11 protein-coding genes are annotated in these 14,863 nt (G+C 67.9%); 8 read left to right on the top strand and 3 right to left on the bottom strand.

The annotated features are described in order from the left end of the window. The first annotated feature begins 279 nt into the window (after window positions 1-279). Window positions 280-2,373: a c-type cytochrome gene (locus JGU66_03460; GenBank protein ID MBJ6759805.1), complete on the top strand. Its 2,094-nt coding sequence runs from the start codon at window positions 280-282 to the stop codon at window positions 2,371-2,373. 161 nt (window positions 2,374-2,534) lie between these two features. Then, a complete protein-coding gene (locus JGU66_03455) occupies window positions 2,535-4,151 on the top strand; it encodes an alkaline phosphatase family protein (protein MBJ6759804.1) in 1,617 nt (538 codons plus the stop codon). Window positions 4,152-4,172: 21 nt separating this feature from the next. Here JGU66_03455 and JGU66_03450 read toward each other — a convergent pair whose 3' ends face one another. Beyond that, entirely contained in the window at window positions 4,173-4,757 is a 585-nt protein-coding gene (locus tag JGU66_03450; protein MBJ6759803.1) for a YdeI/OmpD-associated family protein, read from the bottom strand. A gap of 240 nt (window positions 4,758-4,997) precedes the next feature. Between JGU66_03450 and JGU66_03445 the strand changes: the two genes are divergently transcribed. From JGU66_03445 to JGU66_03420, 6 genes are all read left to right on the top strand, one after another. Continuing rightward, complete coding sequence (locus JGU66_03445) at window positions 4,998-6,227, top strand: hypothetical protein (GenBank protein ID MBJ6759802.1); 1,230 nt, start codon at window positions 4,998-5,000, stop codon at window positions 6,225-6,227. A 101-nt stretch (window positions 6,228-6,328) separates the two neighbouring features. After that, the gene (locus tag JGU66_03440) at window positions 6,329-7,255 is read left to right on the top strand and encodes a hypothetical protein (GenBank protein ID MBJ6759801.1); all 927 of its coding nucleotides are present in this window, start codon (window positions 6,329-6,331) and stop codon (window positions 7,253-7,255) included. 137 nt (window positions 7,256-7,392) lie between these two features. Beyond that, window positions 7,393-9,363: a patatin-like phospholipase family protein gene (locus tag JGU66_03435; GenBank protein ID MBJ6759800.1), complete on the top strand. Its 1,971-nt coding sequence runs from the start codon at window positions 7,393-7,395 to the stop codon at window positions 9,361-9,363. A gap of 27 nt (window positions 9,364-9,390) precedes the next feature. Next, window positions 9,391-10,500, top strand: coding sequence for a hypothetical protein (locus tag JGU66_03430; GenBank protein MBJ6759799.1), 1,110 nt, complete (start codon window positions 9,391-9,393; stop codon window positions 10,498-10,500). 212 nt (window positions 10,501-10,712) lie between these two features. Beyond that, entirely contained in the window at window positions 10,713-11,813 is a 1,101-nt protein-coding gene (locus JGU66_03425) for a hypothetical protein (protein MBJ6759798.1), read from the top strand. Between the two features lie 56 nt (window positions 11,814-11,869). Beyond that, on the top strand, window positions 11,870-12,388 hold the full coding sequence (locus tag JGU66_03420; GenBank protein ID MBJ6759797.1) for an SHOCT domain-containing protein: 519 nt from the start codon (window positions 11,870-11,872) through the stop codon (window positions 12,386-12,388). A 45-nt stretch (window positions 12,389-12,433) separates the two neighbouring features. Here JGU66_03420 and JGU66_03415 read toward each other — a convergent pair whose 3' ends face one another. Both JGU66_03415 and JGU66_03410 read right to left on the bottom strand, forming a co-directional pair. Beyond that, the gene (locus tag JGU66_03415; protein MBJ6759796.1) at window positions 12,434-13,963 is read right to left on the bottom strand and encodes a hypothetical protein; all 1,530 of its coding nucleotides are present in this window, start codon (window positions 13,961-13,963) and stop codon (window positions 12,434-12,436) included. A 50-nt stretch (window positions 13,964-14,013) separates the two neighbouring features. Next, the gene (locus tag JGU66_03410) at window positions 14,014-14,694 is read right to left on the bottom strand and encodes a hypothetical protein (protein ID MBJ6759795.1); all 681 of its coding nucleotides are present in this window, start codon (window positions 14,692-14,694) and stop codon (window positions 14,014-14,016) included. Window positions 14,695-14,863: the final 169 nt, after the last annotated feature.

Here is a 14,863-nt window from a genome sequence, read left to right as displayed (position 1 = left end):
CGAATGCTGCGGTGGAGCCGGGGGCATGAAGAGCGCGTCACTCTATCTGACAGGTCGTGATTCGCGAACGGTCGATCAGGACGTGTCTCACGACCTCGCGTGTCGATGTGGGCCCGAGGTGCATGGGGCGTCGTCATCACTTGCTTGCGACCATGAGTCCCCGTGCCTGCGTGCCCCCTGGGTTGAAGCGGCCCCTTCGTGAGGAGGATGGGAACTCGTCTACGCTCGGTGGCTCGGGGATGGGGTTCCATCTTCCGTGAGGTGTCGGAGGTGGATTCCATGGGGAGGTCTCTCGCCGTCCTGATCACCGGGGTGTTGTTGCTGGGTGCGGGCGCTTGCCTTCGCTCGTCGAAGCTGGCGGTGACTCCGGATGTCGCTTCCGCGGACGGCTTGGGCCCTTGTTGGAACCCGGATGCGGGCATTTCGCTCACGGGGACGAGCTGCTCCTTGCTCACTCCGCCCCAGCTCTCTTGCTTCCTGCCTGCGGACCTCCAGGGCGGCGTGCAGCAGGCGATTGGCTCCACCGTTCAGCGCTCGGCGGACCTGTTCTCCTGGCAGGAGTTCATTGCGCTCAACTGGCCCGCGAGTCCGGGCGAGCGCGGCGTGCCGGATTGGCGCAAGCCGCTCGGTGCTCCCGGGCCTCGGGTCTGGGAGACCTGGAAGGAGACCGATGAGGTCTATCTCCCCGATGGACGGCGGCCCCCAGGCTGGAATGAGGCGCCTTCGTTCCCCGCGAAGTGCGGCTCGGGCGTGACGAAGCTGCTGGTTCGCGACCAGAAGATTGATGACCTCGTGGACAGCACGCTCCAGGCCGCGGCGTCGAATGGCACGCTGCCCGCGACGCTGACGGACGAGCAGCGACACCTCGTCCGCTACGAGATTCGGATGAACCGCCCCATGTTCGAGCACGTGCTGGCCAATGGCTTGTACGACGGGCGCCAGCAGGCTCGCGCCACCCTGGTCTCCTTCCCGAATGGCGGCATCCTGGTCAAGGCCGCCTGGAAGCCCGTGGGCGACACCGAGGCGCCGTACTTCCACACCGTGATGGCCTGTGTCTGCGACCGCGATGAGAACGCGCTGCCCACGCACTGTGGTCCCAAGCGCATGGGACTCGTAGGGCTCCACATCACGCAGAAGACCCCCAGCGCTCCCGCGTGGATCTGGTCCACCTTCGAGCAGCGCGGCAACGTGCATGCCTACGAAGGACAGCCAGCGTCGTTCTTCGACCCCGCGTGCAAGGACTGTCGCGTGAATGTCCAGACGCAGATGGGTGTGCCCGCCCAGGTCGTCCGCACCGCGCCGATTCCCTCCACGCCACCCGCCTGCGATGCGGGCACCGCGTTCTCCGATGACGTCGTGACGTTGAATGCGGACCTGCGCGCGGCGCTCGTTGCCGCGGGCTCCGTGCTTCAGCACTACGAACTGGTGGGCACCCAGGTCCCCGTGGCTTCCGCCTATGCCGCGCCGCAACCGACGACGGTGTTCGGCGTGTCTCGGCCCGTGCTCGCCAACACCTCGATGGAGACCTTCGTCCAGGAGACATCGACCTGCATCGGCTGTCATGCCTCGGCGCGGACGCTTCGGCAGGACACGTTCGTCTCCTCGGACTTCACCTTCTCGTTGAACAACGCGTGGCCCAAGCCTCGGGACACGCGCGTCCTCCCTGCTCCGACGGAGCCTCGAACTTCATGGGACAAGGCCCACTGGCCCCAGGTCTTGCGCGGTCAGTCCATTGCCTCGCATACCTACGAGCTGCTCCCGGAGTTCACAGGGGGACGACTCCACTGCGGGAGCTGTCACCTCGACGAAGGCCGGAACCCGGATGCGGCGTGGTGGGTGGGGATGCGCCTGGAGTACCCCACGCGCGCTTCGCTCCAGGCGCGCATCAACGCGTGCTTCATGCGCAGCGAGAATGGCAAGGCCCTCTGCGTCCCGGAGCAGGATGGCGGCGTCGGGACGTGCGACACGAACCCGGACATGGAGGCGCTGCTCACGTACATGGCGTGGCTCGATGCGCAGTGGCGCGAGCGACACGGCGCCGCGGTTCCTCCCAATGGCTATCCAGCCATTCCGACCCTCACGGGTGACCCCTCGCGCGGTGCCGGGGTGTTCCAGCAGAAGTGCGCTGTGTGTCATGGGGAGGACGGCCAGGGACGCTACGAGAGCGACACCTACTTCCGTCCCGCCTTGTGGGGCCCGAACTCATTCAACGCGCAGGCCGGCATGGTGCGTCCGGCGAACGCGGCGCCCTTCATCCACGCGAACATGCCGCTGGGCTCGGGCGGAATGCTGACGGTGGAGGAGGCGTGGGATGTCGCGGCCTTCATCGACTCGAAGCCGAGGCCCACCATGGGGGATGGTGGCACGCGCTGACTCAGCGCCTCGTGCTCCCAGGGCGAAGTCCGCGGTGCCCGAGGCGATGTGGGCTGACGGGCGACGCGCGCGGACGGGGAGGCTCGCGTCACGGGATATCCACCGAGCGCCCGTTCATGTCGGTTGCTTCTGCGCACCTGTCCGGAGAGGCTGCCGCCCCCATGTCGCGCCTCCTCGCAGCCCTCCTGCTCCTGTTCGCTCTGCCTGCCGCCGCCAAGGCCCCGAAGCTCACGCTGTTCATCAGCGTGGACTCGATGGGCAGCGACGTCCTCTTGCGCAACCGCCCGCGCCTCACTGGTGGCCTGGGCCGGCTTCTCTCCACGGGCGCGTACTATCCCTATGCCCGGTATGCCTATGCGGAGGCGCGGACCGCCCCGGGGCATGCCACGCTGGCGACCGGCGCGAACCCCTGGCGCCACGGCATCGTGGACAACGAGGTCTACGACCGCGCGACCGGGCAGGTGCTCCAGGCGTACTGGGATCCGAAGCAGTCGCTCCTCAACGCCACGACGGCTCCTGGCTCCGACACCAGCCCCGTCAACTTGATGGCGGAGTCCCTCGCGGACCGCCTGCGCGTCTCCACGCAGGGACGGGGCAAGGTGGTGGCGCTCTCGTTCAAGGCCCGCGCCGCGATTCCCCTGGCCGGGCGGCAGGGACAGGCGTGGTGGTTCGATGAGTCGACCGGGCGGATGGTGACGAGCACCTGGTACGCGAAGGAGGAGCCCGAGTGGATGCGCGCGTTCAATGCTCGCAAGCTGGCAGACGCGGGCTTCACCAAGACGTGGGAGCTGCTGCGTCCGCGCGCCGAGTACGTGGGCGAGGATGCGCGAGAGGTGGAGCCGGAGGCCTACGGGATGGGGCGGTCGTTCCCTCACTCGCTGAAGGGCGGACTCTCGTCGCCGGGGCCCGCGTCGTATCGGGCGTTCTCGGTGTCTCCGCTGTCGCATGAGCTGCTGGTGCAGGCCGCGAAGGCGGCGATGGAGGCCGAGCATCTGGGCCAGGACGAGGTGCCCGACATGCTCGCGGTGAGCTTCAGCGGCACGGATGCCGTGTTCCACGCGTTCGGTCCGTACTCATGGGAGACGCAGGACACGCTGCTGCGCTTGGACCAGGCGATGGGCGAACTCATCGCCGCCGCCGAGCGTGCCGCGGGCGGGCGCGAGAACCTGGTCATCGCGCTGTCGGCGGACCACGGTGGCGCGGAGATTCCCGAGGCCTGGGCTCAGGCGGGTGCGCCCGCGGTGCGCCTCAATCCCAATGATGTGGAGAAGGGGCTCGCGCAGGAGCTGCGCGCGAAGTTCGGCGCCGACGTGACGGTGAAGATGATGGAGCTGGACGCCTACCTGGGCGGCAAGGCGCTGGAGTCGGGACAACTGGACGCGGTGGCGGTGCGGCGCGCGGCGGCGGTCTGGCTCGCGAAGCAGCCCTACGTGGAGCTGGCCGTGGCGAAGGACGACCTGGCCGCCGCGCCCGACATCGAGGGGCTCGTGGCGCCGCTGCGTCGCGGGTTCTCTGCGCAGCGCAGCGGGGACGTGCTCTTCGTGGCGAAGCCCTTCCACGTCGTCAGTGACTACCCGCGCGGGACGAACCACGGGACGCCCTACTCGTATGACACGCAGGTGCCCGTCGTGTTCGTGGGCCGAGGCGTGAAGCCGGGCGTGTACCTGGAGGAGATCAACCCCGTGGATGTCGCGCCCACGCTCTCCGCGCTGCTGGAGATGGGGATGCCGGCGGCGGCGGAAGGCAAGCCGCGCGCGGAGGCGCTGACCGGAGGGTAGGGTGCTTCGAGCGCCCGCTGCTCACTCGCTGGCGAGCGCTTCGAGCGAGTCCATCACCTTGCGGAGCTGGGCCGCGCGGGCCGTGGAGGTTCGCGCGGTCAAGAGCTTCAGGATGAGCGCGTACTGGCGCGTCTTGCCGAGCGCGTCGAAGGCCTTCGTCGCCCGTGGACTCGCGCGCAGGGCCTCGACGAGATCCGATGGGGCGGCGGCGTCACGCTGCGACTCGTATGCGGCGGCCCATCGCCCGTCGGCCTTGGCGGCGTCGACCTCGGCCTGACCCGAGGGGCGCATCCGCCCCGCTCGGGTCAGCTCCGCGACCTTGGCCACGTTGACCTGCGACCAGCGGCTTCGCGGCCGGCGAGGCACGTACTTCTGCAGGTAGTGCGTGGCATCGAGGGACTTGCGCAGGCCGGAGATCCACCCGAAGCACAGGCCGACATCGACCGCCTCGTCGTCGGTCAGGGAGGGGATGCCCGAGCCCTTCTTCGCGAGCTTCAGCCACACCCCGGCTTGTTCGCTGGAATGCCGCTCCAGCCAGACCTCAAACGCCTTGGCGTCACGGAACGCGATGACCGGCGCCTCGGGAGAGGCGGACTTCGTCGGCACGGGGAGCCTCCAACAGGAGGCATCAATGCGCCTCGACCGTCAGGCAGGATGCCGAAGCCCCAGGGCCCCGTCGAGGCCACCGCGGCGATGCGAGGACTCCGGGCCAGAGTGCGGCTTCCAAGAAATTCGATGGTCGCGTGAAACTCTAGATAGAGTCGAGTCACTGGTCGCCGAGTTTGCTCGGTCCCTGTGGGCCGAGTCGAGGCGAATGACTCTCACACTTCGGAGATGGACGACGACATGCGACACCTCGCGCTCTTGCTTGCGGGATTGAGCCTGGCTGGCTGTGCCCACACGGCGGACCCCGTGGCCCCGGCCACCGCTGTTACCGAGGACAGCGAAGCGGTGCGCCAGTCGCTCGTTCAACAGGCGGATGTGTTGTCCCGAGGTCCCCACTCCGCGGAGGCCCTGCCGCTGTATCGACGGGCCTGGGAGCTGGGCGAGCGAGGGACGACGCCGCTGTACGTGGCGGCGTGCGTCGCCGCGACCGCCGGACAGCGGGCCGAGGCGCTGGAGTGGGTCGGCCGTCTCGCGGAGGTGGGTTATGACAACCCCGCGGAGCTGACGCAGGATCCGGACCTGGCGTCGCTGCGCGAGGACCCGGCGTTCCTCCAGAGCACCCAGCGCATGGCGGCCACTCGGGAGCGGAACTCGGAATACATCAAGACCCATGCGCAGGAGTTCAAGGGACTCGACGTCCCGTCAGCGCTCCTGGGCGCCATCGACAATCATCGCCTCGTCCTCATCGGCGAGTCGCATGGCATCGAGGAGTTGCCGGAGTATGTCTTTCAAATCACCCAGGCGGTGGCCGCGAAGCGTGAGGTCGCGCTCGGACTGGAGTTCCCCCGCGACATCCAGGAGTCCGTCCAGGCGTTCCTGAAGACAGGGGACGAGAAGCTCCTGGCCTCCACTGCGTTCTTCCAGGACGCCAACTACCACTCGGGCCGTGGGAGCGCCTCCATGGTGCGGCTGCTCACGAACCTTCGCCGCCTCCCGAACGTGCAAGTGTTTTGCTTCGATGAGCCACGCTCGGGCGAGCGCGTGACCGAGCGCGACACGAAGATGGCGCGGAACATCCTGGACTTCACCACGGCGCACCCGGAGCGGACCGTCCTCGTCTTCACCGGCAACATCCACTCGCGCCTGACGGTGGGCACGCCCTGGGACCCCAAGGCTCGGAACATGGGCGCGGAAATCCTCCGGCTGTCGCAGGGCGCGCTCACGCTCCAGAACACGACCAACCTCCAGTTCATCTACGACGAGGGCACGGCATGGCAGTGCTGGGGCTCCGCTCCCGGCGCGCCGATGGACTGCGGAGGCAAGAAGGTGGGGCCGGTGAACAGCCTGTATCGGACGGCCGTGCCGTTCATGCGCTACTTCCTCGCCGAGCCCAAGATGACCAACGGGCACCTCCACTCCGTCTTCATCCAGCGCGTGTCGGCCTCCATGCCCTGGACACCCGGGCACTGACGCGCGGGCGTGTGTCTCGGTCGGTCCACGGGGCGCGATTTTCTTGAGGGCCCCGTGGTGCATCCGTAGGCTCCCGTGTCTCAGCGCTGGAGCCGTGAAACATGGATGTCCACTACACCTGGATTGGCGAGCCTCCGACGGACAGAACCAAGGACATCGATGCGCCGCGGCGGCTGGCCACGCGGTGCTCGGGCCAGAGCATCAAGATCTACTTCTGGTGTCTCGACGCGCACGTCGCCACGTATCAGCGCGACTTCGCCAGCCACAAGAACGTCACCGTCCGAGGCATCCAGTCCTTCCTGGGGGCCGCGACGGGAACCGCGTACCGCTGGTACTACTGGTACACGGAGTCGGATGACTGGGCTGTCGCGGCAATGACAGACATCCTCACGTGGGGCCTGGCCGCGGCGACGCCTCGGAGCTACCGGGCCTTCGTGAAGGACGCGTGGTCGCTCTTCCTCATGTACACGTGGGGTGGCTACGTGATGGACGCCGGCGTTGGCCCCATCGACGGAGGCACCTTCTCCCTCCCCGAGCCCAAGACGTTCATGGCGCCCTCGCTGAACGCCGTGGACTCGCTGGCCATGTGGCGCATCCAGCTCAGTCAGCTCGCGGGGTGGCAGGGCCAGGGGGACGTCACCCTCAACGTCAGCGCCGCCGGCAGCGTCTGTGAGGCCATGAATTACGCGCTCCCGGACGAGGACTATGCGATGGAGATGTGCTCGCTCATCGAGGTCTGGATGCTGGCGAGCCCGCGCTACTCCAAGGGCGCCTGGGCGGCCCTGAAACAATACTGTGTCTTCTGGAAGGGGATGCAGCAGCACGACTCGCTGGTCGGTGATGGAGCACCCAGCGTCTTCCGCTACCTCATCGCGGGCTCGGTCTACAACGGGCTGTCCCACGGCCACGACAAGAAAGTTCCCAAGAAGTCGCTCTGGTTCTGCGAGTCCGAGGGGCAGGGCAGCTCCTCGGTCGATGTCCCCGTCCTGAAGCTGCGCAAGACGTATCACGGCTCCAGCGCCAAGTAGGCTCACGGCGCGTTGCGCCATGTCTTGCATCTGGGACGCACTGTGTCGTGGACGGTCCGTGTGAAAACGCACGTACACACAACCGACGACATCGTGTGTTCGATAATTCCCCCACGCCCCCTCGTCCGGAGTCGCTCATGAGCGTGAAGCCTCTGTCTTCGTCGTCCTCGTCCCTGCCTCGGACCGCTGCTCCGAAGGCGGCGGAGAAGGCGGAGAAGCCCAACCTGCTCGAGCGCGTCGCGCAGGGCGTGCAGAACGTGGCTCGGGGCGCGAAGCAGCTCGTGGACAGCTTCGAGGCGCACCTGCCCAAGCTGGGCGGCCTCAAGCCCACCAACGGCGCCAAGCCCTGGGATGGCATCACCCTCACCGGCAAGCCCCTCAAGATTCCCACTGACGCGCTGCGTTCGGTGGACCTTGGCGCGCTGCGCAAGGTGCTGGAGAAGCTCATCCCGCAGAAGATTGATGACGTTCAGGGCAAGAAGTTCATCGCCCAGACGCAGGGCTTCCGCGACACGCTGGGCAAGGTCCGGTCGCTGGCGGCCGAGCTGGACATGCTACCCCCGGCGCACCCGCGCCGCGCCGAGGTGAAGGCCGCGCTGGAGAAGGCCGAGGGGGAGCTGACCCGGACCACGGGTTACACGCGCGCCAACGCGCCGAAGCCGGGCTCGCTGTGGGTGGATCCGCAGTTCCTGGCCAAGGAGCTGCCCAACGGGCAGGTCTCCGCGAGCCGCTTCCCCACGGGGACGCCGGTGACGAAGCCGCCCGCGCCCAAGGACCTGCTGTTCGGCGGGGATGTGGCGAAGGCGCAGGCATACAGCGCCTCGGTGGCGAAGAACCGCGCCCAGGCGGGCATGCCGGTGAAGGACGGCGAGCCCATTGGCGTGCACCTCAGCCTGGAGGGCGGTGGCGGCAAAGGCAAACGCTACGCCGCGATGCTCAGCGAGATGCATGACCTGGGCGTCGTCCCCGTGAGTCTTTCGGGCACCTCGGCGGGTTCCATCGCGGCGGCCATGGCCGCGACCGGCGCGGATCCGAAGCAGATCGAGGCGCTGGCGAAGGATCCGCGTCTGTCCAAGCTGTATGACTTGGATTTGGACATGAAGGACGGGGGCCTGCTGAATGGGCAAGCCGCGTATGACCTCTTCGATTCGAAGCTGCGCGAGCTGACGGGCATCAAGGACCGGCCCGTGACGTTCGCGGACCTGAAGGTCCCGCTGCAGTTGGTGGCGGCCAAGGCCTACGACAGCGCGGTGGGCCCCGAGGGTTTCAAGAGCGCGAAGGACCGCATCTTCGTCTTCAGCCAGGAGACGACGCCGGACACGCCCGTGGCGCTCGCCATCCGCGCCTCCATGGCCATCCCCGGCGTCTTCGAGCCGGTGCAGATGGTGGATCCGACCACGGGCCGCAACGTGCACCTCGTGGACGGCGGCACGCTCGACAACCTGCCCATGGGCTACAACAAGAACGACCTGCCGCAGATTGGCGCGTCGCTCTACTCGCGCGGCGGCGCGCATCCCTCGAACGGTCAGGCCACGCCCAAGCCGCTGCCCACGGGCCAGCTCGACACAGATGACGTGCTCTGGAACGGCGTCAACGGCCTGATGCTGTTGAACCAGAACGCCACCGCGGCGCAGGACTGGCGCGACAAGGCGCAGCCCGGGGCGAACCAGTTCATGCTCAGCGTTCCCACCTGGAACCTGGAGAACCCGAAGCAGGGCGACAGCATGCTGAGCTTCGGCTACGACGAGAAGGTCGACCCCATTCTCGACCAGCAGACGCACCAGGTGACGCGCGACTTCCTGCGCAACTTCATGGATGACCTCAAGGTGCCCGGCTCGCGTGGCACCAACCTGGTGACGCAGGTGCCGGCGAACATGAAGTTCGACGTGCCGGTATCCGTGAAGGGCGAGGCGTTCAAGGTCTCCTACTCCGGTGGCGACTTCGTCACGGCGACGGACGCGCGCGGCAAGGCCACGCAGGTCAAGCTGGGGCGCAAGCAGATCGAGTCCATGTACCTGGACAACCAGGCGTTCGGAGACCTCAGCGTCCAGCTCGGCAGCGCGCTCGCGAACCCGCGCAGCGTGCGTCCTTCCTGGCTGCCGTTCTGAGCCATGGGCGGGTAGGCTCGGCCCGCCATGAACATCGAGTCCGCGAATCCCATCCTGCGCGAGCTGCTGGAGTCCCACGGAGTCGCTTGCCAGGAGGAGGGCGAGTGGCTCCGGTTGGGCGCGGGGAGCGTCCGCGCGCAGGCGGCATGGGTTCACGCGGAGGGGACGGATCCGAAGCGCACCGTTCAGTTCGATGTCGCCATCGCGCCGTGGGCGGGCCGGATGTGGGTCGAGTCATTTGGTGGCCTCGGGGGTTCGCCGGAGCTGGCCAGGCGGGATGCCGTGCAGAACTTCGTGCGGGGCTCGCTGCATGTCTTGCTGGGGGCATTCCTGCGCGCGCCGGACTCGCACGTGAGCGTGCGGGAGTGGCGCATTGGGGGAAGCCTTCGCCAGGTCATCCTGGGTGACGTCATGATCCGCTCGGCTCAGCCCCCCGAGCAGGCGGGGCCGCCAGCGTGGTTCAAGGCGCTGTCGGGCGCCCTGGAAACGGTGGCGCTGTCGCCGGGTATCCATGCGCTGCGAGTCTTCTTCGCGCAGATGAACCACGCCCCGATGACCCTGGAGGTCCAGCTCGACAACGCGCCGTGGCCCGAGCTGCGCGCCGCGTTGGAGGCCGCTCCCTGGCCTCGCGCCGAGGCGTTCCTCAGCCACCGCTTGTTCGCCATCATCCAGGGCGGCGTTGACGCGAGCCGGGTCCTGGCCTCGTTCGTCGAGCCGCCCTCGCGGCCGTTGAGTGTCCTGCGGCGAGAGGCATTGGAGCGGGGCGCCAGCCTGCTCGAAGCGGAGAAGCTGGTCGTCTATCTGCCCGAGGCGCTGGCCTGCGTGGCGGTCCGCGACCTCGGGGTGACGTTGCCGTCCTCTTTCATCTTCATGGACGAGGACGCGCCCGAGCAGCGGCACGAGGTCGCGTTGGCGCACGACCCGCTCTGGGCCGAGTCCATGCGCCTCGCGGAGCTGGTGTTCTCCGGGCAATCGCTGACGCAATCGCAGCTCGAAGCTGTCATCGCGCGCAGTGCCATGTTGAACGCACTCAACCGGGCCATGGAGGCAGGCACCGACCCCGCGGGCGCGGTCATCGCGCCCTGGGTCGCGCCCCTCACGCGGGAAGGCATGGCCGCGCTGCGAAGCGAAGGCTGAGCGCGCACGGCGTGTGCTCTGGCTTGGCCCGCCAGCCTGCGCGGCGATTGGTCGTGGGCGGACAGCGGAGCACCCCGGGGGGTCGAGGGGCTCGTCATCGGACGCCGCGCCCCTAGCTTCGTGGCTTCTCGAACGGGGGAGCCGACGAAATGCGTGGTTGGGGGATGCTGGGAGTTGGTGTCGCGATTTGTCTGGGAGGCAACGCGGCGGCGGTGACACGGGAAGGTGCGGAGCGCGCCGCGCCGTCGCTCGGTGCGGAGACCGTGCCGGCCGAGTGCAAGCCGCTCCTGCCTGGGCCGCTGGGTGAACCCACGGGAACGCTCGACGCCACGGACCCGGATGACAGCGTGAATGTCTGGGTCGACGGCGCGGGCAACGTGCTGGCCGAGTACCGCAACGGCTGGGCGAACTCCTACCGGCTCGACCTGCTCCGCCCGAATGGCGTGTTGGTGGCGAGGTTCATGGACCTCCCGCCGCAATCCTTCGTGGTGGAGCAGGCCGAGGGGTTTCATCTGATCGGCGCGCACTCGCCCGCCGACCCTTCTGTGGTGGTCCGCGTGCTGGCCGCCGATGGCACCATGACTGTCCGGCCCGAGACCTTCACGGGCGTCCTGGACGCGGCGCCTTGGCAGGGGCAGGGCACGTTGCTGGCTCGCGGGGTGCGAATCTCCTCGACGCGGTGGCGCGCGGAGGTCTTCACCTTGGATTCGACGGGCGCCGCGGTCTCGGGCCCGCTCTACCTCGCGAGCGGCGCGGGCGCGGGCGCGGCCTCGGTTCACCTTGGCTCCGGCTCCGCCGAAGCGGCGCTCGTCGTCTTCGACCCCTCGGAGATCCAGGACGGCAGACAGTGGTGGGCGCGGTGGTTCAAGCCCGGCGGTGTCGCGGTGGGCGCGGCCTTCCAGGTGGCGGACCACTTGTCCGCTTCCGCGGATCTCCAAGTGGTGCCGCTGCTCCGAGGGGAGCTGGGTCTGCGCGCCGGGAGCGCGTGGCTGGGCCGATTCCGTCCCTTTGACAAGTCATTGCTGCTGGCCGCGCCCTGGCTCGCCTCGCAGCCGCAGTTCGACGTGGGCTGGGTCGGGAGCGGGACCGGCTTCGGGCTCACCTCGCCGGATGGCAACTTCGCGTGCACCCCCTTCATCGAGGTGCGCACGTCCACCGGGGCCACCTGTGGCGAGGTGGTGGTGCCGCCGCCCTCACCCCCGTGTCACGGCGCGCGCTTGCGCCTCACCCGCACGGGGACGCTGGTGGAGTTCGCTCCCCTCGCCACCGAGCCCGGGCTCCAGATTCGTTGGTGGACGGGCCTCTTCCGCTGAGCAAGGACGCGTGGGGCCCGCTACGATGCGCGCTCGGCGTTCCTTCGAGGCCCTCCATGTCCGACATGACCGTGCTCACTCGATGGCTGACCTTCGGCGCGTACCTCGGCTTGGGGCTGGCCGTGTACGGGTTCTTGCGTGCCAAGGGAGGACTGTTGGGCGCGGATGCTCGCCTCCGCGAGGAGGGGACTCCCGCCCAGGCCACCGTCCTGGAGATGAAGGACACCGCCCTGCGCATCAACCGCGCCCATGTCTATTCCATCCTCTTGGAGGTCCGGATGGAGGGGCGAGCGCCCTATCAGGTCAGGACGCGGACGCGCTTGATTGGCATGAGTGGCATGGCGGTCTGGGGCCCGGGCTTGGAGGTCAACGTCAAGGTCGATCCGAAGGACCCGCAGCGCCTCGTCATCCTGGGGCCCACGCAGCCCATCGACCTGGCCCGCGCGCTGGGGGCCGCCGCGCAGCCGCAGGACCCGGTGCGGGCGATGGCGGACCTGCAGCGCCTGTCGGATGCGGGGCTCATCAGCCCCAGCGAGTTCGAGGCGAAGCGGGCGGAGATCCTGGGCCGGCTGTGACCCGGGCGGGAGGCTCGCGCCGCGCCGCCCGGGCTCGCCGACGGGCTACGGGGTGATGGTCAGGGTCAGGTTGTCGAACCACGCATCGCTCTGCCCGTTGGGGCCAAAGCGAATCATCACCTGCTTGCCCACCGCCGCGCCACCCGCGGGCACGGTGTAGCTGACGCCCGCGGTCTGCACCCAGTCCGCGTAGACATACTGCGTGGTGCGCTGGAGCAGGACCCACGTGTTCGAGTCGTTGTCCGTGTTGGCATAGCCAATCTCATACGGGAGCAGGCTGGTGTTGTCGCCGCCGCCCTGCGCGAAGCTGCGGAACTGATACGTCTTGCCGGCCTGGAAGCGGATGTCCAGCCGCTGCGACACGACCTCGGTGGTGCCCGCCGCGTAGAAGCCGAACTTGTCACCCAGCGTCGAGCGGTTGTTCTTCGGGAACTGGGTGTGGCTCGCCCAGCCGCCGTTGGGACCGAAGTACGCGATGGCGCCGTACTGCGCGGTGGCCTGGGTCTCCAGGTCCGGGTTGCGGATGGGGCAGCGGTCCTGCGGCATGATTTCAAAGGGCTGACCGCCGTTCGCCGGGCCAATGTAATACGACGTCTGGGGCGTGGGGTCCGTGTAGCCCACCCAGCCCAGCGTCTTGCTGAAGTAGTAGTGCTCGCCCGCGCCGGGACCCGAGGACACATACACTTCCATGATGTCCGTCAGCGCGCTGTTGAAGGGCGCCGTCGCGTGGTGCGTGGTCACGATGGTGCGGGTGATGTTCGACGCGCCATTGGAGTCCGAGACGCTGTCGCAGACCTGGCAGGTGCCGCCCTCGTAGCGGGCTTTGATTTCGAACGGGCCCGTCGTGTACGTCGAGCCGCTCGACACCGTGCGAGGAATCCAGGCGCCCCGGTTGAGGCCATTGCTCCACAGCTCGAAGCTGGTCTGGTTTCCGGCGGTGCAGAAGTTGGCGGCCTGCCAGCTCGTGTCTCGCACCAGGTAGATGTAGCTGGTGTCGTAGGCGAGTTCCTCGAACTCGTCGGCGCCGGTGCCGTTCCAGTTCTTGGTGATGTAGAAGCGGCCGGGCGCGAAGATGAAGGCCCGGAAGTGCTGGTGTTGGTTGAGATTGGTGACCAGCTCGTTCGTCATGCTCGGGTTGTCATTCATCATGTAGTCGAGCATGTCGTACGTGACGGGCGGGCTCGACGACACGCTGACCGTGGCGACATTGCTGGTCAGCCCCTGGCAGTTGGCGGTGATGGTGTACGTCCCCGTCTGCGTGGCCGTGAGCGTGGTGGGATTGTTCGCCATGTTCGTCACGGCGCCGCTCGGCGTCTGCACGCTCAACGTGGTGGTGCCAGCGTCGGTGAGCTGACCCCAGTCGTTCTTCAGGCTCGCGACGTTGAAGGTCTGCCCTTGCGAGACGGAGAGCGTGCTCACCCAGGAGGTCTGGATGTTTTGTTGCACCCGGGCCTGGATGGAGGTGAACGGGCAGACAGCCTGCGCCTGTCCCGCGAGCACCAGGACAGACAGCGAGGACAAGAGCATCGCGGCCCGGGCGGCTCGCGCCCGGACCCCTTCAAGGAACATCGGCATGTGGGTACCCCCCTCTTCGAGAAACAGCGAGGGAGGTTTAAACACATTGTCTACGGGAGCGTCACGGGGGGCGCGTCCTTCAGCAGCTCCTGTGCGAGCGTGGGGGCCTCATCCCGCAGGGTCTTGAGGTTCTCCTCGAGCCACATGTTGCCATGGCTCAGCGCGCGCCGGGTGTGGACCAACTCGCCCTGCTCGTTGATGTAGTTGACCGAGAACTCCGCGATGCCCGTGGCGCGGAACTGGTCCGTGTCCACGACCGCGAGCGTTGAGCCATCCGCGGCGCGGATCTCCTTCTCCACCTCCGTGCGCAAGACGAGCGCCATGGGGATGATGATGCCCTTGGCGCCGGAGCGCTTCACGTACTCGGCCAGGTCCTTCTGCACGCGCGGCGGAACGATGAAGTTGTCCAGGCCGATGCGCGGCAGCGTCTCGCACCACTCGCTCGAACCGGCCAGGGTCTTGAACTTCGCGGCGGAACCGTCCTGGCCATAGGCGGTCCAGAGCGCGGGCCCGACGTAGTCCTGCACGGTGCGGTTGACCTTGTCATTGCCCTGCGCGGAGTAGGCGCAGATCAACATGGGGGTGAGGGCATAGGGCGAGTCGAGCGCGCTCCAGTGGCCGTCCGTGTAGAACTTGGGATTCGAGTTCGCCGCTCGCGAGCCGAAACATCCAGGGAGGAGCGCGGCGGACGTGAGCAGCGTGACGAGGGGCATCCAGCGAGGAAGGGACATGGGAACTCCCGAATCGAGGTGAGCCATGCAGTGCATGAGCGCGCCCTTGGACCCCCCTGCCCGAACCCGGGTTCCACGAATTATTCGGAGTTCCAGGACACTGGCTGGGTTCACCCGGAGTCCAGGCGTGAAACATGGATGTCGGGGCGGCGCGCGGAAGTGCGGGGTG

The sequence above is a fragment of the Myxococcaceae bacterium JPH2 genome (genome assembly GCA_016458225.1).
Classification (GTDB): Bacteria; Myxococcota; Myxococcia; order Myxococcales; family Myxococcaceae; genus Citreicoccus.
This window is presented reverse-complemented; position numbering and strand designations above follow the sequence as displayed.

Excerpts from the sequence above, each read along its gene's own strand:
- JGU66_03460 (MBJ6759805.1), top strand. The coding sequence starts at position 280 with ATGGGGAGGTCTCTCGCCGTCCTGATCACCGGGGTGTTGTTGCTGGGT.
- JGU66_03455 (MBJ6759804.1), top strand. The coding sequence starts at position 2,535 with ATGTCGCGCCTCCTCGCAGCCCTCCTGCTCCTGTTCGCTCTGCCTGCC.
- JGU66_03445 (MBJ6759802.1), top strand. The coding sequence starts at position 4,998 with ATGCGACACCTCGCGCTCTTGCTTGCGGGATTGAGCCTGGCTGGCTGT.
- JGU66_03440 (MBJ6759801.1), top strand. The coding sequence starts at position 6,329 with ATGGATGTCCACTACACCTGGATTGGCGAGCCTCCGACGGACAGAACC.
- JGU66_03435 (MBJ6759800.1), top strand. The coding sequence starts at position 7,393 with ATGAGCGTGAAGCCTCTGTCTTCGTCGTCCTCGTCCCTGCCTCGGACC.
- JGU66_03430 (MBJ6759799.1), top strand. The coding sequence starts at position 9,391 with ATGAACATCGAGTCCGCGAATCCCATCCTGCGCGAGCTGCTGGAGTCC.
- JGU66_03420 (MBJ6759797.1), top strand. The coding sequence starts at position 11,870 with ATGTCCGACATGACCGTGCTCACTCGATGGCTGACCTTCGGCGCGTAC.
- JGU66_03415 (MBJ6759796.1), bottom strand. The coding sequence starts at position 13,963 with ATGCCGATGTTCCTTGAAGGGGTCCGGGCGCGAGCCGCCCGGGCCGCG.
- JGU66_03410 (MBJ6759795.1), bottom strand. The coding sequence starts at position 14,694 with ATGTCCCTTCCTCGCTGGATGCCCCTCGTCACGCTGCTCACGTCCGCC.